The sequence below is a fragment of the Paracerasibacillus soli genome, assembly GCF_042432965.1.
Taxonomy (GTDB): domain Bacteria; phylum Bacillota; class Bacilli; order Bacillales; family Amphibacillaceae; genus Paracerasibacillus; species Paracerasibacillus soli.
This window is the reverse complement of record NZ_JBHLWL010000040.1, coordinates 299,445-323,444: the sequence shown is the minus strand read 5'-3', so window position 1 is coordinate 323,444 and position 24,000 is coordinate 299,445. Positions and strand designations below refer to the sequence as shown.

The window sequence follows — 24,000 nt, the reverse complement described above, 5'->3', positions numbered from 1 at the left end:
TCGATAGCGAGGGTGAGAAAGCCAATTACCCTAAATTTTATCGACAAATGCTTGCTAAATTAGCAATTGAACAACGTAAACTTTCTCGTAAAAAGAAAGGCTCTTCTAATTGGGATAAACAACGTATTCGAGTAGCTAAAATTCAAGAAAAGGTCGTAAATCAACGGAAGAACTTTCTTCATCATAAGTCAAAGGAATTAGTAACTAACTATGATGCTGTTGTGATTGAAGATTTAGATATGAAAGCTATGTCACAAGCACTAAATTTTGGTAAAAGCGTAGCTGATAATGGATGGGGTATGTTCACCTCTTTCTTACAGTACAAACTGAAAGAACAAGGGAAACAACTTATCAAAATCGACAAGTGGTTTCCATCTACAAAAAGCTGTTCAGCATGCGGTTCGATAAAAGAAGTTAAATTATCAGAACGAACCTATCAATGCCCTTGTGGACTAAATATTGATAGAGATTACAATTCAGCACTCAATATCAAAAAAGAAGGCATTCGCTTATTAGCAAGTGCCTAATGAAAATATAAACTCGTGGAACAAGAGGGTTAGCTTGGTCCATTTCGCCAGCTACTAAAAGTGTCGATTACCCAAGAAGCCCCCACTTCAAGCGACCCGTAAGGGTGGTAAGTGGTGGGAGTAGTTCACTTAATCTTCCAGCCGTCAACTACTTTGAGCATGGTCAACAATTAACACCAGCACATGCGCATGCTGCGATGATGGGTGTTTACGGTATGTTCGCTATAGCTGTATTAGTTTATTCATTAAGGAATGTAGTAACACCAGAAAAATGGAATGATACATGGCTAAAATGGTCATTTTGGTTATTAAACATCGGTTTATTTGGAATGGTCTTTGTTTCTTTAACCCCGATTGGATTTATTCAATTGAAAGAAGCATTTGTCCATGGATATTGGGCATCACGTACTCGTGACTTTCTTCAACAAGATGTAATCCAAAATCTATTACTGGTCCGCGCTGTTCCTGACACTATATTTATTATAGGTGTTGTTTTACTCGTCATCTTCTGTATAAAAGTTATGTTTCATCTTAAAAAACCGTCCTATAAAGGCGGAGATAATATTCCAGAAGAAAAGTAAATAGGTAGGAAACTAGTGCAGAGGGTTCAGGTCTTGGGATCTGATCCTTTTTTGTAGTTTCTCAATCTAGTAGTGAGTGAAAGTATAAAGGACAAAATAAAGCACGTTGCACTTCCTCTATTTTAAGCTATGAAAAGTGCCTTTATAACTAAATGCTCCTTTATATATAGTCTGTAATAGAAAGTACCATAATATAAAGTTAGCGAATATAGTCGTATCAATACTCCAACTAGCATTCTTCTTGGAAAAAAGGTTTGGAATTACAAATGTGTTTCCATTTTCAATATAAATTGTTAAAAACTTAAATGGGAAACCATAGGAGTAAGCATATACATTGGAGTGTAAATGTGTTGGAGACACATCTGGAAATAGTATGGATGTGAGAATAATTAGAATAACGGAAGTCCAAAGAACTTTGTTGTGATATACCTTTCCCCATCCTTTTGTTTGATAAAGAACAACGGTTAGGATAAACACAAACATAATTAAAATCCAACTATACGTATCAATATTCATATCAAAAGTTAAAAAAGTAAGGTATGTAATTGTACCGAAAACAACCAAAATACTATAGAAAACTGCGATAAAACGTAATGTTTCTATCACCATTCTCAAGTTTCTCACCTCCTGTAATCGTTTACAATAGATTGGTTCAAAAATAACTAGAGTTACTTTAATATAGTTGAAGTATATTTCTCAGTAAATGAGACAATAGAATTAAAAAAATTCTGTAATTTAAATTATAACATATATCGTAATGAACTTAAAAAACTCCAATCCCTTATAGAACAGATTCCTCCAATTAATACATCGATATTCATTATCCATCATAAGAAAAAAGCGATAATCAACAAAATAAGCCCTTCCCTTCATTTAAGAAGTTCATTGTTTTGTCAAAATTAAATACTTAACTTATTCATTACCCTCTGTAAGTGTTGCTACATAAGGTCTTACTGTTTTTACTATTTCCATGTTGAAGAACGAGACAAGTTTAAAAAATGTAAGTGTGTGATTTAGTTCACTTCATTGATAAGAACGCTCATTTAGACTTAAGGTAGAAAATCATATGAGGAGGTTGAGGAAAATGTCAGTTGACAAAATCAACGATCAGAAACTTACCCACGATGAAGAACATACGGAAAAAGGAGCATTTGTATCAGTTTTACTAGTTGGTGGATTTATAGCAATTTTATACGTTATTATTTTTTGGGTTTTCATGGCTAGAGTATAAGTAGATAAAAAGGAGGAAATGACATGCATCGTTTTGAAAAAATTTGGCTTATTTTAAGTAGCGCACTTATTATCGGCTTTATGTTAGTTACAGGATATCAAGCATTTGCATTAGGGATGGCTCCACCGAGTCATCAGGAAATACTTGATCCACAAAAGGTAGATGAAACGGCACCATTTGATAACCCAGGTGTGAAAAAAATAGGTGAAAATGAATATGAGGTAGTGATGACATTACAAATTTTCAGTTTTACACCTGCAGAAATTGAAGTTCCCGCAGGTTCGACGGTACATTTCATTATGACATCAAAAGACGTTGTACATGGTTTTCAAGTAGCAGGCACAAATCTGAACACGATGGTTATGCCTGGTTACATTCAAAAGGCAACACAAAAGTTTGATAAACCTGGTGAATACTTAGTTTTATGTAATGAGTATTGTGGGGCTGGACACCAATTTATGAGTACGACAATTACAGTAAAATAGAAGGGAAGTGTAATAATGGCAATAGCACAATCTACAAAACATAAAATTAATAAGAGCTTTGGTCTACAACTTGAAGATGCAAGGCTATCCAAGACTTATTTTATCGTGTCATTTACCGCTTTACTATTTGGTGGTTTGTTAGGTTTGTTACAAGGGCTCAATCGTGCTGGTTGGTTAACGTTACCAAGTTGGCTTAATTACTACCAGGTATTAACAGCACATGGATTATTTTTAGTTGTTGTATTTACTGCATTCTTTACAATTGGATATTTTTATGCAGGACTATCCCATACATTAGGTGGATTATTACCAAAGGTTCGCATAATGGGTTGGATTGGTTTTTCATTAAAAATAATAGGATTTATCTTTGCTGTCGTACCAATTTTACAAAATAAAGCATCTGTACTTTATACATTTTACCCACCAATGGCTGCAGCACCTTCATTTTATATTGGTTTAGCTCTGATCGTTGTGGGGATTTGGATCTGTGCATTTGGTGCATTTATCAATGTAGCGCATTGGAGAAAAGCACATAAAGGTGAGCATTTACCAATCTTAGCTTTCTTTGCAACAGGTGTATTCGTCTTATTATTCTTCGGAAGCATACCAGTTGCTGTTGAGGTAATTGTACTCATTATCCCATGGTCATTTGGCTGGGTAGATACTATTAATGTAATGCTTAGTCGGACTTTATTCTGGGCATTTGGTCATACACTAGTAAATATTTGGTATTTAACTGCTGTTTCAGCATGGTATGTTATCGTGCCGAAAGTAATTGGTGGAAGAAGATTTAGTGACTTACTAACGAGAATTGTCGTTATTTTATTAGTTATTTTAAATATTACAGGTGGATTCCACCATCAAATTGTGGACCCTGGGATTTCATTCCCTGTTAAATTCATGCACGTCTTCATGAGTTTATCTATCGGATTCCCATCATTAATGACAGCATATGCAATGTTTTCTGTATTTGAAAAAACAGGTAGAAGAAAAGGTGGCAAAGGTCTATTTGGTTGGTTTAAAGAACTACCGTGGGGCGATGTACGCTTCTTAGCACCAATGATTGCAATGATTGCCTTTATACCTGCCGGTGCAGGCGGTATTGTACAAACAACAAACCAATTGGACCAAGTTGTTCATAATACGATGTGGATTGTTGGTCACTTCCACTTAACAATCGGAATGTCTGTTGTCTTAACATTCTTTGGAATTAGCTATTGGTTAGTCCCTTATATATCAGGACGTGTACTCACACCAAAAATGAATAAATTTGGAGTAGCACAAACGATTGTGTGGACAATAGCAATGTCACTTATGGCAATCTCAATGCACGTAGTTGGTTTGTTTGGGTCACCAAGACGGACGTCCTTTACAACATACGGAGATAACGTAACAGCTTTAGGTTGGAACCCATATTTAGTTATCGCGGGAGTTGGCGCAACATTATTAGTAGTAGGTGTAATCATGCAAGTTTGGGCGGTATTCCATCTCATGTTTCGAGCTCCAAAGGGGGAAGAAGAATTCCCGATTGCAGAAGAAGAGGAAAATGCAACGAAAACACCATATTGGACAGAACGCTGGACACGCTGGATCGTGCTTATGCTAATTATAGTAGGGATGGCCTATATCATTCCATTAGTTGACTTTATTACAAACGCACCTCCAGGATCCCCACCATTCAAAACATGGTGAGAGAAAAGCGGATGCAACGTTTAGCGACGTCGAAGTGTTAATGGAATTGATAAATAATGAAAATGGAACGAGTTGAAATATGTCTCGTTCCTTCTCTATATGGTAGAAAGTCAAGCAATACATGTGAAAGAGGTGGCGTCATGTTTAAGAATAAGCAAACTTTACAAAGTATAATTGTCGTTATCTTATTTGGATTTGTCTTATTTTTTATCGGTACAAATGGCTTTCAAGCTTTTACAGCAGAAGTTGCTAGAACGAATCGTTTGCTTACTGACAAGCCGCAATTCCCGAATGTGACGTTAGAAGATAGTAAAGGACGTACGTATTCATTTGATGAGTTTGCAGGAAAATATGTGTTGCTCACTTTTATTTATACTGCGTGTACGGATGTTTGTCCGAAAATGGAAGTGAATATGGCGGAAGTGTATAAAGGGATACCAAAACAATATTTGGGAAAAGATATTGTCTTTTTAAGTATTAGTTTTGATACAGAGCGAGATGATCCTGCTACTTTAGAAAAATACCGCGCTTACTTTAATAGTGATGGGGAAACATGGCGTATGGCTCGTATCCCTAATGAAGAGGAATTACAAGCTTTATTAAAAGAGTTTGGTATTGTTGTCATTCCAGATGGAAATGGTAATTTCACACATAATACATCATTTTATGTTGTCGATCCAACTGGTACGCTAATCAACGTATTAGATTTTCAAAAGATAGACGCAGCATCTGACGTCGTACAAAGTTTATTGCAACAGAAAGGAGAGGAATGACAGATGGAACAACCTAAATACGGTCTCGCATTATTTATCTTCCTTGCAATTCCTCCTGTTGCTCATTTAATGGAATCGATTATGATTATCCATATGCATATGCAAATGCCACTCATTGTGATAGCCGGAATTCTTATGGCACCCTTTTTTCAAAAAAGATACCCCAATTTTTTTGCTGAATGGAATGAAGATGGGATTCCAGGGATACTATTATTTTTAATAGTATTTGGATTCTGGATGATTCCAAAAACAATGGATGATGCTTTGACAATTGTACCAGTAGAATTATTTAAGTTTTTTAGTTTAGCTATTTTATGTGGAATACCTTTACGGGATAGTTGGAAAAAGTTATCGGATAAAAAGAAAAATATGGTTTTTATTTTATTTATCATATTGTTTAGTTTAATGGGATCTTTATATATGTTTTCGCCAAATCAATTATGTAATAATTACCTGCAGATAGAACAAGTCACATTAGCTTGGGGATTTTTTATTACCGCTGCGGCGTTGCTCATTTATGTTCTGCAACTATTATTAATTAATCCTGATGATTATGAATGAAATTGGATTACTTATTTTGAAAAAGAGATTATGCTCTTTTTGTGTAAAGAGAGAAGTCAAAGGGGCCGGGACATAAGGGTCTGACAATTTTGTTTTGTCCCAGCCGCTACTCATGCTATACATGCGTTTATTACGTATTTCCAGCAATATTTTGATCAAGAAAATCTGGATCAACGGGATTGGTAGAACTAAAACCAGTGTTTGTGCATATAAAATCACCTGTATTAAAAGAACCAGAACCAGCTGCTGTTTTGTCTGAACCTTTAGGAGAAAGATAAAACGAATCGCCAAAATTTACAATACCGTCCACACTATTAATTTTAACTGGACCTACGATAGATGGCATCATGTAACACCTTCTTGTTACATATTTAGAGAATAAGGTAAATCCTCTGTAGATATTTTCATCATATGTGAAAGATACACGATTTGTGCACTTTAAGGATTCTGATGCTTCCTAATTTTACGGATATGTTTGGTGCGTGAATCCGCTTTTACCTCTTGTAAACTTCCTAATTGAAAAATGGATGAGCCATTCACTGCTATTGTAAATATATTTTTAGTACGAATATATGGCTGGTGATGAAACGTATTTTTTTGAACGGATGGTGATTGTTGTATCCATTTCGGCTTTCTTGAAAAAATAGGGTAATCAGCATATGTTACCTCTTTATGGGCGTTAAACACTGCACTTGGTTGTTGTACTGCGATTGCACGTGAAGTTGGATGTGCCTTTTTTGTATCTCCTATTGATAAAATAGAACTAAACGTAACTGAATTTACATCAATGGATTGGATATGCACAGTTCTTTTTGTTTTCAAGCTAACCTCCACCAACAGGTGCAAGTGGTACGATTGGTCCGACATAATATGACTCAGGTGGTGTGTCAAAAAAAGATGAGAGAATAAAATAATCATTATCTCCGATTAAAAAGACGGAAGATGAAGCTACTGATTCCACCTGAATGTCTCCTACTTCTAAATTCCAATTATGCACTTCCATCATCAATGGGAGCATCTCCTTGTTTTGTAATACCTTCTATATATTTTCGTAAAGAATGGTGAATCTCGTTTTTTGTGTTTTCTGTTAGATAAGCTTGTAACTCTTGATTACTTGCAATATTTTGTTTGCGTGCTTTTTGTTCGTAATATGCGATACGTTGTGGTAATTGTTTTTGAATATCCTCAACTAAAGCTGCTTGATGTTTTTCATCAATGGGTTGTTGATATTCATTCGCGAGTTGTTGGATAATTTGCGGACCTGCTTCATTTAAATAAGCTCTTAATTGATGTTGAACATCTTGAGGTAAGGTGCCCATTTGTTTTGAATTGTTGTTTTGTGCTGATGTTGCTGCTTGCAAGTCATCAATGTTCGCTAAATCTTGTGGTGATAGTCCAATTTGTAATGTACCTTCTAAATGTTCAATTTTCAACTGATCAAAATGGTATTCTATTTTATCAACAGCGGGTTGTGTAGGTTGATTTAGTTTATCTTCTAAAGAGTTTATTTGTTGTTCAAGTTTATGAATACGTTCTGTTTGCTCATTATTTTGATGCTGTAGATCATATACGTAGTGGTAAAGCTCATGTATGTTCATTTTTATTCCCCTTTTATAAAATTCCATGTAGGCGAATACCTATCTCATACATTTTATGCAGAATTAGTTGTGATGTGTATATGAAATTATTCCCCCGGCTCAATGAGGGGAACAAGTGGTGTATGGGTTGCTTCTTGCGTAATATCTTCATAAGGTACAGGCTCTGCGAGTTGTGTGAAACCTCCCGTATCGTAAATATCACTTTTTGCTTGTATACTTCCTGTACTACCAATTTGTAATACGGATGAGTTCGCAATGCTGCCGACTTTTAACAAATGAATTTGTATGGATTGGTGAACAATAAAATTCAAAAAATCACGTCCCTGTAATAGGTTGATCAATTGCATCCGCATCAAATACTCTTGTATGTGAGTTAGCTAAATGTACACGGATACCATCACCCGTATTAAAGGATCCACCACCGGCATATGTTTTTGCACTACTATCTGGGGACATTGAATAAACGTCACCAATATTAAATATAGATGAAGATGAAACAGTAATAACTTTTACAGCACCTACCATTGCCGGCAACGATATCCCCTCCTTTTCTCCGTGTTGGGAAATGATTATTCCTAGGCACTTTTAACTTTTCTTTAATAGCTTATGATAATAATTAAAAAAGTTGAAGGATAAAGTGTTAGCGTGAAGAAGTTATAAAAAGATGAGAGTCATGCTAGCGCTTTTATGAGAGAAGTATTTAATATTTACGTATTTTATCTTATCAAACTAAACTAAAGGCTTTTATTCGCTTGATGTAGGAAACGGATGATTGAATCGAATTCGTCTACCCACCCGTGTCGATTTTTCTAAAAGATTGTCCCTACCAAATGCAGTTGCATTTGGTAGGTAGGAAGGATTAATTTTGTAAAACTTCACGGATTCGTTCTAATGCCCAATCTAAATCTTCTTTTTCAATAATGAGTGGTGGTGCAAATCGAATAACATTTTCATGTGTTTCTTTACAGAGCAGCCCTTTTTCTTTTAATGCCTCACAATATGGGCGAGCAGATTCTGTTAATTCTATTCCAATAAATAAGCCGCGACCACGTACTTCTTTAATCTTTTCATTCCGAATCTTTTTTAATTCCTCGACCATGTACGTTCCCAATTCCAAAGAACGATCAGTTAGATTTTCTTCAAGTAATACGTCTAACGATGCAATGGATACTGCGCAAGCAAGAGGGTTTCCACCAAACGTGGATCCGTGGGAACCAGGATTAAAAACACCTAGAATTTCTTTGTTTGCAACAACACAAGATATTGGCATGACACCGCCACCTAATGCTTTTCCTAAAATGAGTACATCTGGGGAAACATCTTCCCAATCACAAGCAAACATTTTTCCACTACGTCCAAGACCTGCTTGGATTTCATCTGCCATATATAAAACATCATTTTCTTTACAAATTTGAAATGCCTCTTTTAAGAAACCTTCTGGTGGGATATTGATACCCGCTTCACCTTGAATTGGTTCAAAAAGAAAGGCTGCTGTATTGTCGCTGATGGCTGCTTTTAATGCATCGAGATCACCAAATGGGATGAGCTTAATACCAGGCAACATTGGACCAAAGCCACGCTTATATTCTGCTTCAGAGGATAGAGAAACTGCAGTCATGGTTCGACCGTGAAAGTTTCCTTCACATGCAATAATTTCAGCTTGGCCTTCTGGTACACCTTTTACGTCATAGGCCCAGCGTCGTGCGGCTTTTATTGCCGTTTCAACTGCTTCTGCGCCCGTATTCATCGGTAATGCCATATCTTTATTTGCGAGTTTACAAATCTTTTCGTACCAAGGACCTAATTGATCATTATGAAAAGCTCGTGATGTCAATGTGATAAGGTCTGCCTGATCTTTTAATGCTTGTATAATTCGCGGATGGCAATGCCCTTGATTCACCGCAGAATAGGCACTTAACATATCCATATACCGATTGCCTTCAGGATCTTCCACCCAAACACCTTTTCCTTTTGCAATTACTACGGGGAGCGGATGATAATTTTTTGCCCCAAATTCTTCCGTTTGACTCATGACTTCTTGACTCGTATGTCTCATGATATTTACCCCCAAGTCTTTTAAAAATAGCGCTTACATTATCATTATAACAGGAAATATGTAATGATGACATATCACATACAAATAGCTTTTCATTTTAAGTGAAAAAAAACATCGGACATGATATGATGTTGAAAGGAATATGATTGATGTAAAACTATGAGGGGATGAGCATACATTGAATACACATTTTCACATAACAGCTTGGGTTTTAGCTGTCATTTTATTAATTGTTGTTGTTGTACTACATAAGCAAGGAAAGGCGAAAGGTGCAAAAATTACCCATATGATCCTTCGTTTAGCTTACTTACTTATTTTAATTAGTGGTGGAATCTTACTGTATAAGTATTTCACAATAGAAGGTATGAAAGCAAGTTTGCGTGGTGAAGTAGTCGTAAAAGCGATTGCAGGTATTTGGGTAATTTATGCAATGGAAATGATTGGTGTAAAAACAGCAAAAGGTAAACCAACAAAAGGTGTCTGGATTCAGCTCATTATTGCATTTTTAATTACGTTAATATTAGGGTTTGGTCGCTTACCATTCGGAATTCTGCCTTAATCGTAACGGAAGTGTATATAATCTAGGGACTATTCTAATATAGAGTAGTCCCTTTATTTTTGTTATTTTTCTAATCGTAATCATGGTTGTTCAAAAATTGGACGTATATGTAAGGGTTCAATCAAACAGCGTAGGGATTGAGATTGACTAATTTTTCATATTCTACAATAATTAAATTGGAATGGGGGATAAGGATGAAAAAAATCTTTTACATATTACTCGTTATACCATTTTTTCTGATGATTTATCCAACGAGCAGTCTTGCTGTTGAAAAAGCATCAATAAATGAAGAAATAATTTACAATATATTTGTTGATCGCTTTAATAATGGTAAAACGGGCAAAAAGAAAGTGGAACTGAATGATCCTTATGCATATCATGGTGGGGATCTAAAGGGAATTACGAAAAAATTAGATGACATAAAACAATTGGGATTTACGACAATTTCATTATCACCAATTATGGCAAATGCAGCTAAAGGTTATCATGGTTATTGGATTGAAGATTACTTTCGTGTTGAAGAAGAGCTTGGTACGATGCAAGACTTGCAACATTTAGTTTCGGAAGCTCATAAAAGAGAGATGAAAGTGGTAGTCGAATTTGTTCCAGGCTTTGTGGCAAAGACAAGTCCACTCGTTTCTGAAAAAGCGGCATGGATGGATACGAGCAAACAATTTGATACAAAGAAAAATCCTTGGTTGGAGAATGTTGTCGCACTTGATACAGGGAATCCTGAAGTAATTTCATATTTGCAAGAAGTAGCAGATTTCTGGGTAGAAGAGGCAAATATTGATGGATATTCTTTATATGCAGCAGATGAGACTTCACCACAATTTCTAAATGCGTTTACATCACATTTGAAAGAGAAGCATCCACAATTTATGATTTTAGCTTCGACCATAACAAATCAAGGTGATGAAAAACTGCGTGAAATTGAGGGCATTGATCTAGTTGATAATAAAGTATTACAACAAGCATTATTTTCTAGTTTTGCAGAAGAAGGGAAACCTGTAGAAGAAATAATTGATAGCTGGGAAAACAATGGTAAACCGTATGGGCTTATTGCCATCGATGATCCATTTTCAAAACGATTTACACACGAATTTTCTGAGCATAGACGAAACATCCTTACAGCTTGGAAGCTTGCATTAACATACATGTATACGACACCAGGTGTACCTATTATTTATCAAGGTTCGGAGATTCCAATGTATGGAAGTGGATATCCTGAAAGTCAACATTTAGTAGAATTAAATAGTGGAGATTCAGACTTAAAAGAATTTTACACAAGAATATCTTCATTACGAACCTCATTCCCAGCGTTACAATATGGGGATTTTGAAAAAGTGGCACAAGATAAAGGAATGAGTGTTTATAAACGTACATATGAAGGCGAGACAATTTATATTGCAATTAATAATGATCCAGAATCGCGTGCAGTATCTATAAAGGGAATAGGTAATGGCTTGCAGTTACGTGGGCTATTAGGTGATAATCTTGCCCGTGAAGATGAGCAAGGTGAATATAAAATAGGAATACCTAGAGAATCAAGTGAAGTATACATTATAGAGGAAAATACAGGGTTAAATTGGGTGTTTATTGCCCCGATACTTGTCGTAATGTTACTTTTCGTAACAGCGATTGTTTATCTTGGTCGTAAAGAAAAGCAACGTAATCACAATAGTGAAAAATAAAGTGCGAATGAAATAAAATCGAGGTCTTTTATTATGATGAAAAGACCTCGGTTTTTATTTAGATAGAATGATCGTAGGCGGAGACTGCACCTCTTTCTGAAAGATAGGAAAAAATATTCCAGTATTCTACAATATCAATTTCTTCCCGAATATACTTTGATAAGTAAAAATCCAATAAGTTGTCCATTGTTTCTGGTGTTTGGTTACGTTCTATTTCATAATTGGAAATGAGCTTATTAATAAACATAAGAACAACCATCCCTTCATCTCTTTCATTTAAATATATGAAGGAAAATTGTATTCATGCTTTTTTTAACTAAACATAGGAATATTTTTACGCAAATTAACTGGCTGGAGATCCCACTACAAAGGATCAAGAGGATTTATAGAAATCAGTAGCTAGTAAAGCAACGACTCGTTCAACTAATAATCAGTAAGGGAAATGTAAAGCCCTCACTGATTATAGTTTCACTTTATGTTTTACACCCGGTTTCTAATATGATGAGTCAAAAGGAACGGATATTTGGTGAACAGTATCCATATTATTCAAATCAAAAACATGTATATCACTTAATGAAAAAGTGTAGAGAAAATCTCCAACTGAAATTGCACGACTTATTTCTTTTTCCCAATCTTGATATATCGTTTTTTCAGTTTGATGTGTAATAAAAGCTTGCTGTATAATGCCATCTTTTGCTGTAATATTTAATAACAGTAGCCCGTCTTTATCAAAAACCTCATCTTCAAAAACTTGGTGCTTATTCGATACTTTCTTTGTTTTATACAAAGTAACTGGAATACCAAATAAACTTTTTTCAGGATGTTTGTATAGTGCCTTATGATTGTAGCTAATAGTAGAATAGGAATTACCATCTCCAACAATTAAATTATTTTTTTCTTGTGGATTTGCTCGGTCACGAACGTCAAACAAAGAAATTTTTACACCCGCCATTTTTACTAGAGGTTCCCTATTCCCTTTTTGCTTGATTAACTCAGTCTGTTGCCCGACTCCGATAAGATGGTGTTGATCTAAAGGATGTAGATAGTCACTGAATCCAGGGATTTCTAATTCTCCAAGTACTGTCGGTTTAGTAGGGTCTTGTAAATCAATGACGAACAATGGGTCAATTTGCTCAAATGTAACCATATAGGCAACATCTTCCATAAATCGTACACTAAATATCTCCTCGCCTGGCGCTAATCCCTCGATAGCACCTAATTGTTTCATATTTAAATCAAATGTATATAAATTGTTTTTGGAAGCTGTACGTTCCCAACTTTGACCTACTGTCGTTGCTACTCGGAAAGTATCCTTTTGTTCATCCATTGCAAATTGGTTCAATAATCGGCCTGGAACGGTTGCTGATGTATTGTAAACAACTTTTCCATCTGAAATGATAAATTGCATAATTTCAGTCTTTGTAATGGGTGGCAAGACTTCTGTCTCCAACATACGCTTTCGCCTTGGTTGTTTATTTGCCTTTTGAACAGCTAGATACAAGTGATCTTTAGACATATACATTTCTGAAGAAGCTCCTAAATAGCTTTCAATGGTTGCTTCCTTTTTTAAATGATCTAAGTGGACGGTGCCAATCGTTAAATAGCTGTTTTCCATACTCTCTGGGAAAAAATAAATTTTTTCAAAATCCACTTTGTTATATGTTTGATTTGTGACAGAATCTTTTACATACGGCCGGGTATCCTTCGTTGTATTTTCTGAAATATGGAAAGAAGGTGTATCATTTACAATTAAGAATAACTCATTATCCTTAATTCGAGATCCTTGATAATCACCTTCCAATGCAATCTCACGGACTTTTTTAGGCTCTTTTGGATTAGAAATATCATAAAAATAAGCTGTGGTGAATAATTGATGAGGTGGATATATAAAACTGTCTGCATGTGATTCCTGCTTCTTCTTTGTTTTTAGGTTTGGATTGATATTTACTTCATAGGAATAGCCAATACTTATTAAAATTTTGTCGTGTATATATAGTTCTATTGGTGAAAAGTCATCTTCCTGAATTGTATAAACTAATTCACTATGTTCTTTGGCTGCAGAAGTAATGATAATATCATCTTCACGAGCAAAGTAAATAAACTCTCCATCTGATTTTATTTTATCGCCTTCATCAATCCCTTCTACTTGTACGTTTGTTTCTGAAGGTGAGTCTGCCCCGCTGCCCGTATCAACATCTGCACTTTCACTTTGACTCATTTTACTTGAATTACTTTCCTCAAACATCGTTACCGTGTCTTGATCTTCCGTACGTTCTTTTAAAAGCGTAGCTAGATGTTTCGCATCTTTAACTTTTGGAAGCTCATCCATAACCTCAAAGGTATGAGAAATCTCTTTAGATAATGGCTTCCCTTTGATTGTTTTTAACTCACTCGAAAGTGTTAATGTATATTTCCCAACTGCATAGCCATCTTCAGGAGCACCAATGGATAGTACTGTATGATTATTTTCCCATTCAAATGTTACTGGTACGGTTTCGCCATCTTCATTTTCTACTTTTGCAAAGTTATTAGCTAGGGAGGAGGGGTCCATTTTCTCTGAAAAGTGAATTTCCCAAGTCTTTGTCGTCATGACATAATGATCAGGGGATTCGATTGACGCATTGATCACACTTATTTGCTTGATAAAAAGGAAAACAATGAAACAAATCGGAATGGCCATGATCCAAATCATATGCTTTTTCACTATTATCACCTCAAATTTATCTGATTTACGAGTAAGACGATAGAAACTACACTTTTGTTTCAAAAAGAAAGTAAAATAAGAGAAAGAGGGGAAGGTATAAAAGATAAAGGAATCGAAGTGGTAGATTATCATTTTAAATCAACATGTTTTTTGTATGTATGGGAATAAAAAAGAGAGACATTTGTCTCCCTTTTTCATGGTATTTTATTTATTTTTATCATTAAGAAAGAATAGTGCAATTGTTCCAGGTCCAGAGTGAGCACCGATGACAGACCCTACCATCTCAATAATAATATCTTTATAACCAAATTTTTCTTTAATTAGCGCGGCAAGTTGTTCCGCTCTTTCAATGTCATCTCCATGGCTGATGGCAATTGTTTGGTTTTGAATGTCAGTGCCACGTTCTGCCATAATTTCAATCATACGTGTTAAAATTCGTTTGGAACCCCGTATTTTTTCTATTGGAATTAACTTACCGTCATCTACATGTAGAATTGGTTTGATTTTTAATAAAGAACCAACGAATGCGGCAGTTTTACTGACACGACCGCCACGATATAAGTATTCCAGGTCATCAACTGTAAAGATATGTTCCATATGAGTGGCATGATATGTAGCCATCTCTAGGATTTCATCAACGCTCGCGCCTTTTTGTGCAAGTTTAGCGGCTCTTATCACTACTAAGCCGTAACCAAGTGAAGCACATTTCGTATCTAGCACATGAATTTGTGCATCTGGATATTGTTCTTTTACTTCGTTAGCCATCATTTTAGCCGTTTGGCATGTGCCGGAAAGCTCTGATGAAAAAGCAAGATACACTAAAGCTTGATTTTTCTTCGCATAAGATGTAAAAATAGTCTTAAACGTTTGTGGTGAAACTTGGGATGTTTTTGTACTCGCGCCTTCTCTCATTGCTTCATATACTTTTTTTGGTGAGATTGTAATGCCATCTTCATAATCTTCCCCATGTAAATGAACTGTTAATGGGACGATATCGATGTTGTATTGTTTTGTTTCTTTGTCTGTCAAATCACAAGCCGAATCTGCGAGAATTTTAATTGTCATACTTTCACCCTCTATATTTTCTTTTATTATTCTAGTTTATAGCTAATTCATAAGTTAGTCAAAGAATTTTCCTTAATATTTTTAAATATTGCAAAAGTAAGGTGTTGGATAAGGAGGTTGTTTATGTTTTTAATGGAAACAAAGCGGTTAGTAGTTGTTGTGATTGGTGCATTGTTAAATGCGCTTGCTTTAAACTTCTTTTTAATTAGTGCCAATGTTTATGCAAGTGGTTTTACTGGCGCAGCCCAGCTTGTGTCTAGTATTAGTGCTGATTTTTTTAATTTACATATTCAAACAGGGATTTTATTGTTACTATTTAACATTCCCGTTTTTATTTTAGGATGGTTGAAAGTTGGTAGAGGATTTACAATATATAGTATTGTTTCTGTTGGATGTATGTCTTTGTTTTTGCAATTCATTCCGGTGATTCAATTATCGAATGATATCATTTTAAATGCAGTATTTGGTGGGGTTATAACTGGTGTTGGCGTAGGTATGACATTAAAATATGGCGCATCTACAGGTGGAATGGATATTGTTGCGATGGTTTTATCTAGAAAAAAGGATAGACCGATTGGTATTTATTTTATGTCTTTAAATGCTATTATTATTGCTACAGCAGGAATATTGTATAAACCTGAAAATGCGTTATACACTTTAGTAAGTTTATATGTGACGACACGTGTAATTGATACGATTCATACACGATTAACGAAAGTGACCGCAATGATTATCACAAAAAACGCAGCGGCATTACAAAAGGCAATTCACCAGAAGTTAGTAAGGGGGATTACAATATTACCCGCGAAAGGGGCATATTCCAATGATGATAAAAATATGCTTTACCTCGTCGTTACACGATATGAATTATATGATTTAGAAAAAATAATTCAGGAAGTAGATCCGCATGCCTTTACAAATATCGTACAAACAGCAAGTGTGTTAGGTTCGTTTCGGAGAAGTGATTGATTTGATCGAAAATAGAAGTATAAACATAAAACATCCCTTCAGTGTCCATATGCTGTCGGGATGTTTTTTTCTCTCTATGGAAATTGGTTAAAAATTCCCTGTGAAAACGATGTATTTACAAGGGAGTTGCAAATAAGCTCAATCACATTCTGAAAGGAACGTGAATTTCCATTTACCTTCCTTAAGATGCCATTTCGAACTTATTTTGTATGTATTAATATCCGTGATTTTGAAAGACTTCTAATACTTTCGGGGTTAAGGTATCCCACTCGACATCAAAGTCTTTGTTTACTGTAATGAAGTTTTGATAGCCAAATACATTTGCAACACCATCAACTTTCATTAAATCATTCATAATTTCATGCTCACTTGTATCACCAGGCATAACGGATATGCTATTCGTTCCTTCAAAGATAACCTTGTCTGTCGTAAATTTAATTGCATTTGGATTTGGTGTACCTTCTGGTCTTACTCCCATCGTCATCCCTCCTCAAATATCCCTATTTATGTCCATATTAGCAGAATTTTGGAGAATAAAAAAGAAAAACCCGTTATTTTGTACATATAAACGATATAAGGACAAAACAAAAGGATCAGAACCCTCTCTATTACGATAAAAAGCTTTATCGTCATGATACGAGGGGTCTGACCCTTGACCTTTGACAAAATATTACGCTTCAAGCAACTCTTTATTTCATTTTTATAAATGAACTAGTAATTACCATCACGTTTACTTTGTCATTGAAGAAGATAACACATTCGTCCTTGTGTGATATAAATAAAAATTGGAATAAAAGTTTGAGCGGAGGTTAGCTCAAGCTTTGGTTCTGCTCCAGCTGCTGTTGTAGTTGTTCCAAATGTTGTTTCTCTTCAGGCGTACATTCAGCTTGTGCAGCTTGAATCGCATCCTGTGCAGCTTGTTTATCTTGTTCAGACACGTTGCCTTGCATATTTGTCATTTGGTTAACAGTATCCATGGCTTTTTGGAATAAGTTTTTTCCCATTTAAAACCCTCCTACAGTATGATCCTCAGCTTCTTCCTCTTTCCGCTCTGCTTCAGAAAAAGTGGAACGGTAAGGAAAGCGTTCAGCATGCTTTTTAACAGAATCTGCACCTTGATGAATAAATCGTTTAGACTTACTCTTTTTCCCCATCGGTGTAACCTCCCACTTTAAAATAAGTGAAAAGTGAACGCTTTGTAACGTTCAATCATAGTATGGGTCAAGTTATCTGTTTTATAGGAGGTAATAAACGGTTAAACTTCTATTTTTCCACATGAATATCCATACTTAAGTAAGTTTGCAGAAACTTACCAACGCCATCAGCCTCATTTGTTTCCGTTATATGGTTTGCTATGGATTGTAATTCTTGAATACCATTGCGCATGGCAACACCTACTCCAGCGTAATCAATCATTTCTAAGTCATTATCTTCATCTCCGAAAGCAATAATCCTTTCGCGTGGGATATCATAATATTTTGCAATCTTTTGTAGACCAACTGCTTTATTTATCCCATTTTTCACGACTTCAATAATATTTAGCGGTGCACCCCAAACCCGGTGTTCAATAATTTCTGCATAATCATTAAGATGTGTGCGAAGTTGAGAGAAATCTTCGTTTGGTTGGATTAATAAGGATGTTGGATCTTCTAACAATTTCCTTTTTAAATCACCAACAGTATATGGTAGCTCAATGGAGTTTTTCATAAAGGTTTTAATAATGCCCTCGTCATACTGGTCAACAAACATATGGTCTTGTACTTCGGCCATAATATTTTTAACGGAAACTTCGTAACAGGCATCGACAATTTCTAATGCGGTTTTATTAGGCATTGGACTGTGCGTTGTCCGCCAAGTTGAGTCTTTGGGGTGATGAATTAAAGCACCATTAAAATTGACCATTGGAGTATTTAATTTCATTTCATGATAATAGTTGATACTTGAACGGTGAGGTCGTCCTGTTGCAATGACAACAATATGACCGTCATGAATTGCATGCTCAATCGTTCTTCTATTGTTCTCGCTTATTTCTTTATCATCTGTTAATAATGTGCCATCTAAATCTAATGCGATTAAATGCTGTTTTTTTCTCATATCCTTCACCTCGTATGCCCTTAAGTTTATAAATTATTCCCGAATAAGTAAAGAGTTTTTACTATGAAGTTTTTGTAAAAGGCATTATCATTTATATATAATGTCTTGAAAATAGATGAATGAGGAGGTAGACGGATGATTGGTATACAAAAGAAGTGGATGGGGAATATCCCAGTCTTAGATGTATGTAGTGTTGAAAATCAACAGGAAGTATTGCCGGTTATCATATATTTTCACGGATTTACAAGTGCAAAAGAACATAATTTGCCACTTGCCTTTTTATTGGCAGAAAAGGGATTTCGAGTTCTACTTCCGGACAGTATATTACATGGTGAGCGTGAGGGACACGAAAAATCAGTGTCCGAAAAACAGATAGCTTTTTGGGATATTGTAATTCAAAATGTTGCCGATTTAAACGTAATTAAAGAGGACTTAGAAAAATCAGGCCTTTTAATTGAAAATCGTATTGGAATTGCAGGAACGAGCATGGGTGGTATTACAACATCAGCGGCTCTAACAAAATACGATTGGATTAAAGTCGCAGCAGTATTGATGGGGTCACCGAAACTTTCAACTTATGCAGAAGTGTTGTTGAAACATTATGAAACGTCAAATGAATGGAATATAACGGAAGATAAAATTCAACAGCTATTTCAACAGATTGATGAAATTGATTTGTCAAAACACCCAGAAGCATTAGAAAATCGGCCTTTATTATTTTGGCACGGAAATGCAGACGCTGTCGTTCCATTTGAACATGCGTACTCATTTTTTACTGAAGTTCAGAATACATATGATAATAAAGAGCATATTCATTTTCTAAAAGAAAAAGGCGTAGGCCATAAGGTAACTCGCTTTGCTATTTTAGAAACAGTAAAATGGTTTGATAAATATTTGTAATCGCGTGAGATGAATAACAGTCGCTTGTGATTAAAATCATTGAAAAAAACGTGGAATATGATTAAATAAAGATAGGAACCTAAAAGGAGGGAAATCCATGGATGAAGCATTAAAGGACAATATACTAGGCGCCCTTGAAAATGTAATTGACCCAGAGTTAGGAATTGACATTATCAATATGGGTTTAGTATATAACGTCGCATTAGATGATAATGGATTATGTACAGTCACGATGACACTCACGACAATGGGCTGCCCATTAGCTGGCCATATTGAAGCCGATGTGCGTCGTGCGTTATCGGATATTCCGGAAATTAAAGATATTGATGTAAACATTGTTTGGGATCCACCATGGGGCAAAGATAAGATGACACGTTATGCTAAAATTGCATTAGGGATTCCAGATTAATATAGCGAATAAATAAAAGGTTGATTCAAGTAGATGAATCGACCTTTTTCAATATAAAGAGAATAGGGGAAGTGTGATGGAAAAGAATTATTGGATTACGGAGGAACCGATACAATTGCAAGATGTAATGGATAAAGTTGTTCGTCGTGAAGCTGGTGCAATTAGTACATTTACAGGTATTGTGCGTGAATTTACAAAGGGGAAACGTACATTATATTTAGAATATCAAGCATACATACCGATGGCCGAAAAAAAATTGGCGCAAATCGGACAAGAAATAGCAGAAAAATGGGGAAATACAAAAACAGCTATTGTGCATCGGATTGGAAAGTTGGATATATCTGAAATTGCGGTGGCAATCGCGGTATCGACACCACATCGTAAAGATGCGTTTGAAGCCAGCGAGTATGCTATTGATCGGATTAAAGAGATTGTGCCAATTTGGAAAAAAGAACATTGGGAAGACGGTACATTATGGATTGGAGATCAACAAGAAACAACCGCATACAAACAAGGAATGCCAGCCAAAGTGCAAATGGAAATGAAACAAGGTGAAAAGGAATGAAACGTATGGAGGGAGAACGAATGGTTGAAGTACTTTTTTTCGCCGAATTACGAGATGTTGTTGGTAAAGATAAATTAACCGTAGCCGCAGATGGAATGACGATAACAGAACTTAAAGAAAAATGGCTGACTTCATATGGGGTAGAAAAGTTTAACGTTGCGATGGTTGCAATTAATGAGGAATATGCCCCTGATGATACGCTGGTGAAAGCTGGCGATGTGATTGCCTTCATCCCCCCAGTAAGTGGAGGCTAAATAACTAGGCTGATATGAAAGAGGTTTAATACCATTTTCATATTAGCCGATTGAGCCGTTGCATACAAGCTAACTGGTGGGGACATGATAGTACGTCTATTTTAAGGTAGGCATTTCTTTATCATTTTTACAGAATTAGTTCATGCAGATTTGGAAAGTCAATGATGATATGTCCGTTTTCATCATTACAAACTAAATCCTGCTTTTTTAATTTAGTTAATGTTCTACTCACGGTTTCACGACTTGTACCAATCATGTTAGCTAATTCACGATTTGTAAACATTGCAGTGAAGCGAAACTTACCTTCCGCTATTTTCTCTCCATGGCTTTGTGATAAACGAAGCAATAATTTAATGATCTGCTCATGGGTACTATCTAATATTTTTTCTTCTAATCTTGTTTGTAAATTTACAATAATATCACCTAAGACTTTAAAAAGTTTGACACAAATTTCAGGATGCGTCACAAGAACATTTTCAAATTGATTAATGGGGATATAAATGAGTATTGCATCTTCTGAAACTTCGGCATGTGCAGGATAGTTATCTTTTCTAAAAAAACCTTGATGTGGGAACATATCTCCAGATTTTAAGACGTTTACAATTTGTTCGCGACCATTCATATCTGTTTTATAAATTTTAATACTTCCTTGGTGGATAAAATAGACATTTGTTAGTAAATCACCTTGTAGGAAAACATGTTGACCTTTTCGATAAGGGCGATGTTGGGCAATATCTAAGATTGGTTCCAATTCACCGGCTGATAAATCTTTAAATAGTGCAAAAGAAGTAAGTAAATCATGGATTGTTTTACGATTCATTAGATGTAAAACCCCTTTCTAGTCGGGAATTTATAGCTAGCTAATCTTATCTTAACATGTTTTCATCAATATCCGTTCTAAAATGATGTGTGATAAAAGTCATACACCATTTGTGTTTACCATCACTGTAAAAGTAATAATGATACGTTATGATCATATGGAAAGGGAGAACAAACAGGAGTGATAAACGATGAACAGAAAATATGTGAAAAAGCTGTACGCACCGAGTATAGAGCCTAAGTTACGCCATCCCTATATCTTGCATAGTTTTGATGGTTTACGGTCTGGAGAATTTATGGAATTAAAAAACGACCATGATCCACTACCATTGCGATATCAATTAGAAATAGAACGTAGAAATCAATTCGTTTGGGAATATGTACAAGAGGGGCCTGAAGAATGGCAAGTGGCAATAGGAAAGAAATGAGATAATTTTAGTTGGGAACGTTAGGGGCGGGCATGTATGAGCCGTTTATCTTTGCTGGAAGCCCCCTACCATCAGAATTGGTCAAAGGATGATAGGGGGAGCATAATCAATATAGGGAAGGTCACTTTATATGATAAAGCTAAAGCAAACTTTATAGATGTTTAAAGATATCAGAAATGATAAAAGCAAAAGAAATTGTCATCTTCTTAATTGTTAATATTGTGGCAGACTTTCTACATGAAAATGATGACAAGTATACCTACAATAAAACAGTAGAAAGAAAAATATTTTAAGTTTCCCTTTCTCATAATATTCATGAACCACTTTAAAGCAAAATAAGAAGCGATAATCGAAGCAATAAAAGCAACCGCATTTGGAATGAACTCAAAGTTAGGGTCTTGTACAATATCTTCGATAGATAAAATGGTTACGCCTAAACTAATTGGTATGTACAAAAGAAATGAAAAACGAAGCGCAGTATCTTGTTTCATGCCCAATAGCATTGCAGCAACAATCGTTGCACCGGAACGGCTTATTCCTGGGATAAGTGCTGTAGCTTGTGCTAGTCCAACAATTATGGCATCTTTAAATGTTAAATCTCCATCTTGTTTTCTTCCGCGTAAATTACGAATAATCCATAGTGCAAGACCGGTAACAAGTAATGTATAGCCTACCATGGTTGCCGTACTATTTTCGCCAATTTTATCTTTTAGTAAAAGACCAATAACACCAGCTGGTATTGTAGCAACAATTAAATAAATCATAAAGATAAAGTCCTGCCGATTTTTTTGTTTCTTCCATGTTATAAAAGCGAAACTTCCTTTTAGCAAACGAAAAATATCATGCCGATAAATTACAAATACTGCAATTAAAGAGCCAAAGTTAACTAAAATTTCAAAGGAAAGTCCTTCTATCATGACATTAAATAAATCTCTAAAAATAACAAGATGACCACTAGAAGAAATTGGGATTGGTTCCGTGACCCCTTGAATGAGTCCTAATATGAGGTATTTCATGATTGTCCATAAATCTGCCAGCATGAGTGCACTTCCTTTCATTTCTTTTAAATTAAACAATAAAAGTATAGTCACCGACCTATATCTAATTGAATAAGTTAGGTGTAGGAGGTTGAGATATATGCGTGAAGACTACAAACATATATATGACGAATGCAAGGAGCATATGCATGCATATGTATTAGTACAGACTACAGATGGAAACGAGTTCGACGGCATTATAACGGGGGTAGATAAGGAATACGTCTATTTTGCAGTACCGAATGACAATCAAATGGAAACCCGTGCTGAAGATGGATCAGACAGACAATTTTGGTTTGGAAATCCTGGATATTTTGGTGGACCAATGTGGGGATATCCAGGGTATTTTGCGCCGCAAAGAAGATTCAGGAGAGTAATTCTTCCATTGGCTGCACTTACTGCAATTTCATTATTGCCGTGGTATTAATATAAAAAAGCTGTTTCCAATAAAGGAAACAGCTTTTTTAAAAAATGTGTCATATTAATTTTCTTGATGATTATCTCGCAAAATGCCGCCAAGAATAAAAATTGCTACTATGAATACTGCTGCCAAAGCAACTGTGCCATTCATTGCAAACCCTTCTCCAGCCATGCTAGATAATACGTATGAAACGACAGTACTTATAATGAAAGCCCAAATAATTGTCATTATGTAACGCATACATACACCTCATTCAACTTTACGATATAGTCTTTTTATATGTCTTTAGTTTACCAAATCAACTTATAAATTAAAAGCATTTCTTCTTTCATTCTTACAATATATATATAAAGACTCGTAGTAGCTTGCTAAGTAATAATGAGCTTTTTCGTGCTAAACATGTAATTTTTTTCACGATATATTGCTAAACGAACCTAGTTATAAAGGTAGTATTGATGCGGAGGTGGTAAAAGGGGTTTGAAGTTATAAATACTTACACCGTCTAGATATGTATCGGGCCAAATAGTTGCTTGTACCGAATGAGCGTAATGAATTTCACGGCACGTAAATCTTATAAA

General features: G+C 35.4%; 33 protein-coding genes and 1 pseudogene. 16 read left to right on the top strand and 18 right to left on the bottom strand.

Annotation, left to right across the window (positions count from 1 at the left end; all coding sequences use genetic code 11):
* A partial coding sequence (locus tag ACFFIS_RS12750; protein WP_390187883.1) for an RNA-guided endonuclease InsQ/TnpB family protein occupies window positions 1-527 on the top strand: 527 nt, incomplete at its 5' end.
* 128 nt (window positions 528-655) lie between these two features.
* Window positions 656-1,108 (top strand): annotated as a pseudogene (locus ACFFIS_RS12745) (cbb3-type cytochrome c oxidase subunit I); the annotation flags it as partial.
* Window positions 1,109-1,225: 117 nt separating this feature from the next.
* Here the strand turns inward: ACFFIS_RS12745 and ACFFIS_RS12740 are convergent.
* On the bottom strand, window positions 1,226-1,723 hold the full coding sequence (locus ACFFIS_RS12740; protein WP_320378628.1) for a hypothetical protein: 498 nt from the start codon (window positions 1,721-1,723) through the stop codon (window positions 1,226-1,228).
* 469 nt (window positions 1,724-2,192) lie between these two features.
* Between ACFFIS_RS12740 and ACFFIS_RS12735 the strand changes: the two genes are divergently transcribed.
* The 5 genes from ACFFIS_RS12735 (at window position 2,193) to ACFFIS_RS12715 (ending at window position 5,850) form a co-directional block, all read left to right on the top strand.
* On the top strand, window positions 2,193-2,339 hold the full coding sequence (locus ACFFIS_RS12735; protein ID WP_320378629.1) for a hypothetical protein: 147 nt from the start codon (window positions 2,193-2,195) through the stop codon (window positions 2,337-2,339).
* Between the two features lie 23 nt (window positions 2,340-2,362).
* A complete protein-coding gene (locus ACFFIS_RS12730) occupies window positions 2,363-2,824 on the top strand; it encodes a cytochrome c oxidase subunit II (RefSeq protein ID WP_320378630.1) in 462 nt (153 codons plus the stop codon).
* Between the two features lie 15 nt (window positions 2,825-2,839).
* Window positions 2,840-4,516, top strand: a complete 1,677-nt coding sequence (locus ACFFIS_RS12725) for a cbb3-type cytochrome c oxidase subunit I (RefSeq protein ID WP_320378631.1) — start codon at window positions 2,840-2,842, stop codon at window positions 4,514-4,516.
* 140 nt (window positions 4,517-4,656) lie between these two features.
* The gene (locus ACFFIS_RS12720) at window positions 4,657-5,289 is read left to right on the top strand and encodes an SCO family protein (RefSeq protein ID WP_320378632.1); all 633 of its coding nucleotides are present in this window, start codon (window positions 4,657-4,659) and stop codon (window positions 5,287-5,289) included.
* A gap of 3 nt (window positions 5,290-5,292) precedes the next feature.
* Window positions 5,293-5,850, top strand: coding sequence for a hypothetical protein (locus ACFFIS_RS12715; RefSeq protein ID WP_320378633.1), 558 nt, complete (start codon window positions 5,293-5,295; stop codon window positions 5,848-5,850).
* 130 nt (window positions 5,851-5,980) lie between these two features.
* On the opposite strand, the gene ACFFIS_RS12710 is transcribed toward ACFFIS_RS12715, so the two are convergent.
* From ACFFIS_RS12710 to ACFFIS_RS12680, 7 genes are all read right to left on the bottom strand, one after another.
* On the bottom strand, window positions 5,981-6,196 hold the full coding sequence (locus ACFFIS_RS12710) for a spore germination protein (RefSeq protein WP_390187882.1): 216 nt from the start codon (window positions 6,194-6,196) through the stop codon (window positions 5,981-5,983).
* A gap of 92 nt (window positions 6,197-6,288) precedes the next feature.
* Window positions 6,289-6,672, bottom strand: a complete 384-nt coding sequence (locus ACFFIS_RS12705; RefSeq protein WP_320378634.1) for a spore germination protein GerPE — start codon at window positions 6,670-6,672, stop codon at window positions 6,289-6,291.
* A 1-nt stretch (window position 6,673) separates the two neighbouring features.
* Window positions 6,674-6,856 (bottom strand): spore germination protein GerPD, encoded by a 183-nt coding sequence (locus ACFFIS_RS12700; protein ID WP_390187902.1) that lies wholly within the window; start codon window positions 6,854-6,856, stop codon window positions 6,674-6,676.
* The gene (gerPC, locus tag ACFFIS_RS12695) at window positions 6,840-7,448 is read right to left on the bottom strand and encodes a spore germination protein GerPC (protein ID WP_390187880.1); all 609 of its coding nucleotides are present in this window, start codon (window positions 7,446-7,448) and stop codon (window positions 6,840-6,842) included. The genes ACFFIS_RS12700 and gerPC overlap by 17 nt, the downstream gene beginning before the upstream one ends.
* Before the next feature lie 86 nt (window positions 7,449-7,534).
* A complete protein-coding gene (locus ACFFIS_RS12690) occupies window positions 7,535-7,759 on the bottom strand; it encodes a spore germination protein GerPB (protein WP_320378637.1) in 225 nt (74 codons plus the stop codon).
* 4 nt (window positions 7,760-7,763) lie between these two features.
* Complete coding sequence (locus tag ACFFIS_RS12685) at window positions 7,764-7,982, bottom strand: spore germination protein (RefSeq protein WP_320378638.1); 219 nt, start codon at window positions 7,980-7,982, stop codon at window positions 7,764-7,766.
* A gap of 325 nt (window positions 7,983-8,307) precedes the next feature.
* Window positions 8,308-9,504 carry an ornithine--oxo-acid transaminase gene (locus ACFFIS_RS12680; RefSeq protein ID WP_320378639.1) on the bottom strand — a complete coding sequence of 399 codons (1,197 nt, stop codon included), beginning with the start codon at window positions 9,502-9,504 and terminating at the stop codon, window positions 8,308-8,310.
* Window positions 9,505-9,682: 178 nt separating this feature from the next.
* Between ACFFIS_RS12680 and ACFFIS_RS12675 the strand changes: the two genes are divergently transcribed.
* Window positions 9,683-10,063 carry a YisL family protein gene (locus tag ACFFIS_RS12675; RefSeq protein WP_390187879.1) on the top strand — a complete coding sequence of 127 codons (381 nt, stop codon included), beginning with the start codon at window positions 9,683-9,685 and terminating at the stop codon, window positions 10,061-10,063.
* A 194-nt stretch (window positions 10,064-10,257) separates the two neighbouring features.
* On the top strand, window positions 10,258-11,757 hold the full coding sequence (locus ACFFIS_RS12670) for an alpha-amylase family glycosyl hydrolase (RefSeq protein ID WP_390187877.1): 1,500 nt from the start codon (window positions 10,258-10,260) through the stop codon (window positions 11,755-11,757).
* Between the two features lie 58 nt (window positions 11,758-11,815).
* On the opposite strand, the gene yppF is transcribed toward ACFFIS_RS12670, so the two are convergent.
* The 3 genes from yppF to ACFFIS_RS12655 all read right to left on the bottom strand — a co-directional run bounded on the left by yppF (window position 11,816) and on the right by ACFFIS_RS12655 (window position 15,526).
* Window positions 11,816-12,004: a YppF family protein gene (yppF, locus tag ACFFIS_RS12665; RefSeq protein ID WP_390187876.1), complete on the bottom strand. Its 189-nt coding sequence runs from the start codon at window positions 12,002-12,004 to the stop codon at window positions 11,816-11,818.
* Window positions 12,005-12,250: 246 nt separating this feature from the next.
* Window positions 12,251-14,461, bottom strand: a complete 2,211-nt coding sequence (locus ACFFIS_RS12660; protein WP_390187874.1) for a beta-propeller domain-containing protein — start codon at window positions 14,459-14,461, stop codon at window positions 12,251-12,253.
* A 204-nt stretch (window positions 14,462-14,665) separates the two neighbouring features.
* Window positions 14,666-15,526, bottom strand: coding sequence for a fatty acid kinase binding subunit FakB (locus ACFFIS_RS12655; RefSeq protein ID WP_320378646.1), 861 nt, complete (start codon window positions 15,524-15,526; stop codon window positions 14,666-14,668).
* A gap of 123 nt (window positions 15,527-15,649) precedes the next feature.
* Between ACFFIS_RS12655 and ACFFIS_RS12650 the strand changes: the two genes are divergently transcribed.
* Window positions 15,650-16,495 carry a YitT family protein gene (locus tag ACFFIS_RS12650; protein ID WP_320378647.1) on the top strand — a complete coding sequence of 282 codons (846 nt, stop codon included), beginning with the start codon at window positions 15,650-15,652 and terminating at the stop codon, window positions 16,493-16,495.
* Window positions 16,496-16,709: 214 nt separating this feature from the next.
* Here the strand turns inward: ACFFIS_RS12650 and ACFFIS_RS12645 are convergent, their stop codons facing one another.
* The 4 genes from ACFFIS_RS12645 to ACFFIS_RS12630 all read right to left on the bottom strand — a co-directional run bounded on the left by ACFFIS_RS12645 (window position 16,710) and on the right by ACFFIS_RS12630 (window position 18,589).
* Window positions 16,710-16,973 carry a NifU N-terminal domain-containing protein gene (locus tag ACFFIS_RS12645; RefSeq protein WP_320378648.1) on the bottom strand — a complete coding sequence of 88 codons (264 nt, stop codon included), beginning with the start codon at window positions 16,971-16,973 and terminating at the stop codon, window positions 16,710-16,712.
* A 331-nt stretch (window positions 16,974-17,304) separates the two neighbouring features.
* Window positions 17,305-17,499 carry a DUF3813 family protein gene (locus tag ACFFIS_RS12640; protein WP_390187873.1) on the bottom strand — a complete coding sequence of 65 codons (195 nt, stop codon included), beginning with the start codon at window positions 17,497-17,499 and terminating at the stop codon, window positions 17,305-17,307.
* The gene (locus tag ACFFIS_RS12635; protein ID WP_320378649.1) at window positions 17,500-17,649 is read right to left on the bottom strand and encodes a hypothetical protein; all 150 of its coding nucleotides are present in this window, start codon (window positions 17,647-17,649) and stop codon (window positions 17,500-17,502) included.
* Between the two features lie 109 nt (window positions 17,650-17,758).
* Window positions 17,759-18,589, bottom strand: a complete 831-nt coding sequence (locus tag ACFFIS_RS12630; protein WP_320378650.1) for a Cof-type HAD-IIB family hydrolase — start codon at window positions 18,587-18,589, stop codon at window positions 17,759-17,761.
* A gap of 135 nt (window positions 18,590-18,724) precedes the next feature.
* Between ACFFIS_RS12630 and ACFFIS_RS12625 the strand changes: the two genes are divergently transcribed.
* From ACFFIS_RS12625 to moaD, 4 genes are all read left to right on the top strand, one after another.
* On the top strand, window positions 18,725-19,489 hold the full coding sequence (locus ACFFIS_RS12625; RefSeq protein WP_320378651.1) for a prolyl oligopeptidase family serine peptidase: 765 nt from the start codon (window positions 18,725-18,727) through the stop codon (window positions 19,487-19,489).
* 97 nt (window positions 19,490-19,586) lie between these two features.
* Entirely contained in the window at window positions 19,587-19,898 is a 312-nt protein-coding gene (locus ACFFIS_RS12620) for a metal-sulfur cluster assembly factor (RefSeq protein WP_390187872.1), read from the top strand.
* Window positions 19,899-19,974: 76 nt separating this feature from the next.
* Entirely contained in the window at window positions 19,975-20,463 is a 489-nt protein-coding gene (locus tag ACFFIS_RS12615; protein WP_320378653.1) for a molybdenum cofactor biosynthesis protein MoaE, read from the top strand.
* Window positions 20,460-20,717, top strand: a complete 258-nt coding sequence (gene moaD, locus ACFFIS_RS12610) for a molybdopterin converting factor subunit 1 (RefSeq protein ID WP_320378654.1) — start codon at window positions 20,460-20,462, stop codon at window positions 20,715-20,717. The genes ACFFIS_RS12615 and moaD overlap by 4 nt, the downstream gene beginning before the upstream one ends.
* 127 nt (window positions 20,718-20,844) lie before the next feature.
* On the opposite strand, the gene ACFFIS_RS12605 is transcribed toward moaD, so the two are convergent.
* A complete protein-coding gene (locus ACFFIS_RS12605; protein ID WP_320378655.1) occupies window positions 20,845-21,537 on the bottom strand; it encodes a Crp/Fnr family transcriptional regulator in 693 nt (230 codons plus the stop codon).
* Window positions 21,538-21,727: 190 nt separating this feature from the next.
* Between ACFFIS_RS12605 and ACFFIS_RS12600 the strand changes: the two genes are divergently transcribed.
* On the top strand, window positions 21,728-21,964 hold the full coding sequence (locus ACFFIS_RS12600; RefSeq protein WP_390187868.1) for a DUF2249 domain-containing protein: 237 nt from the start codon (window positions 21,728-21,730) through the stop codon (window positions 21,962-21,964).
* A 233-nt stretch (window positions 21,965-22,197) separates the two neighbouring features.
* Here the strand turns inward: ACFFIS_RS12600 and ACFFIS_RS12595 are convergent, their stop codons facing one another.
* Complete coding sequence (locus tag ACFFIS_RS12595; RefSeq protein ID WP_320379760.1) at window positions 22,198-23,001, bottom strand: undecaprenyl-diphosphate phosphatase; 804 nt, start codon at window positions 22,999-23,001, stop codon at window positions 22,198-22,200.
* Between the two features lie 100 nt (window positions 23,002-23,101).
* Between ACFFIS_RS12595 and ACFFIS_RS12590 the strand changes: the two genes are divergently transcribed.
* Window positions 23,102-23,428: a hypothetical protein gene (locus tag ACFFIS_RS12590; protein ID WP_390187866.1), complete on the top strand. Its 327-nt coding sequence runs from the start codon at window positions 23,102-23,104 to the stop codon at window positions 23,426-23,428.
* 54 nt (window positions 23,429-23,482) lie between these two features.
* Here the strand turns inward: ACFFIS_RS12590 and ACFFIS_RS12585 are convergent, their stop codons facing one another.
* Window positions 23,483-23,662, bottom strand: a complete 180-nt coding sequence (locus tag ACFFIS_RS12585) for a DUF2929 family protein (RefSeq protein ID WP_320378657.1) — start codon at window positions 23,660-23,662, stop codon at window positions 23,483-23,485.
* Between the last annotated feature and the right edge of the window lie 338 nt (window positions 23,663-24,000).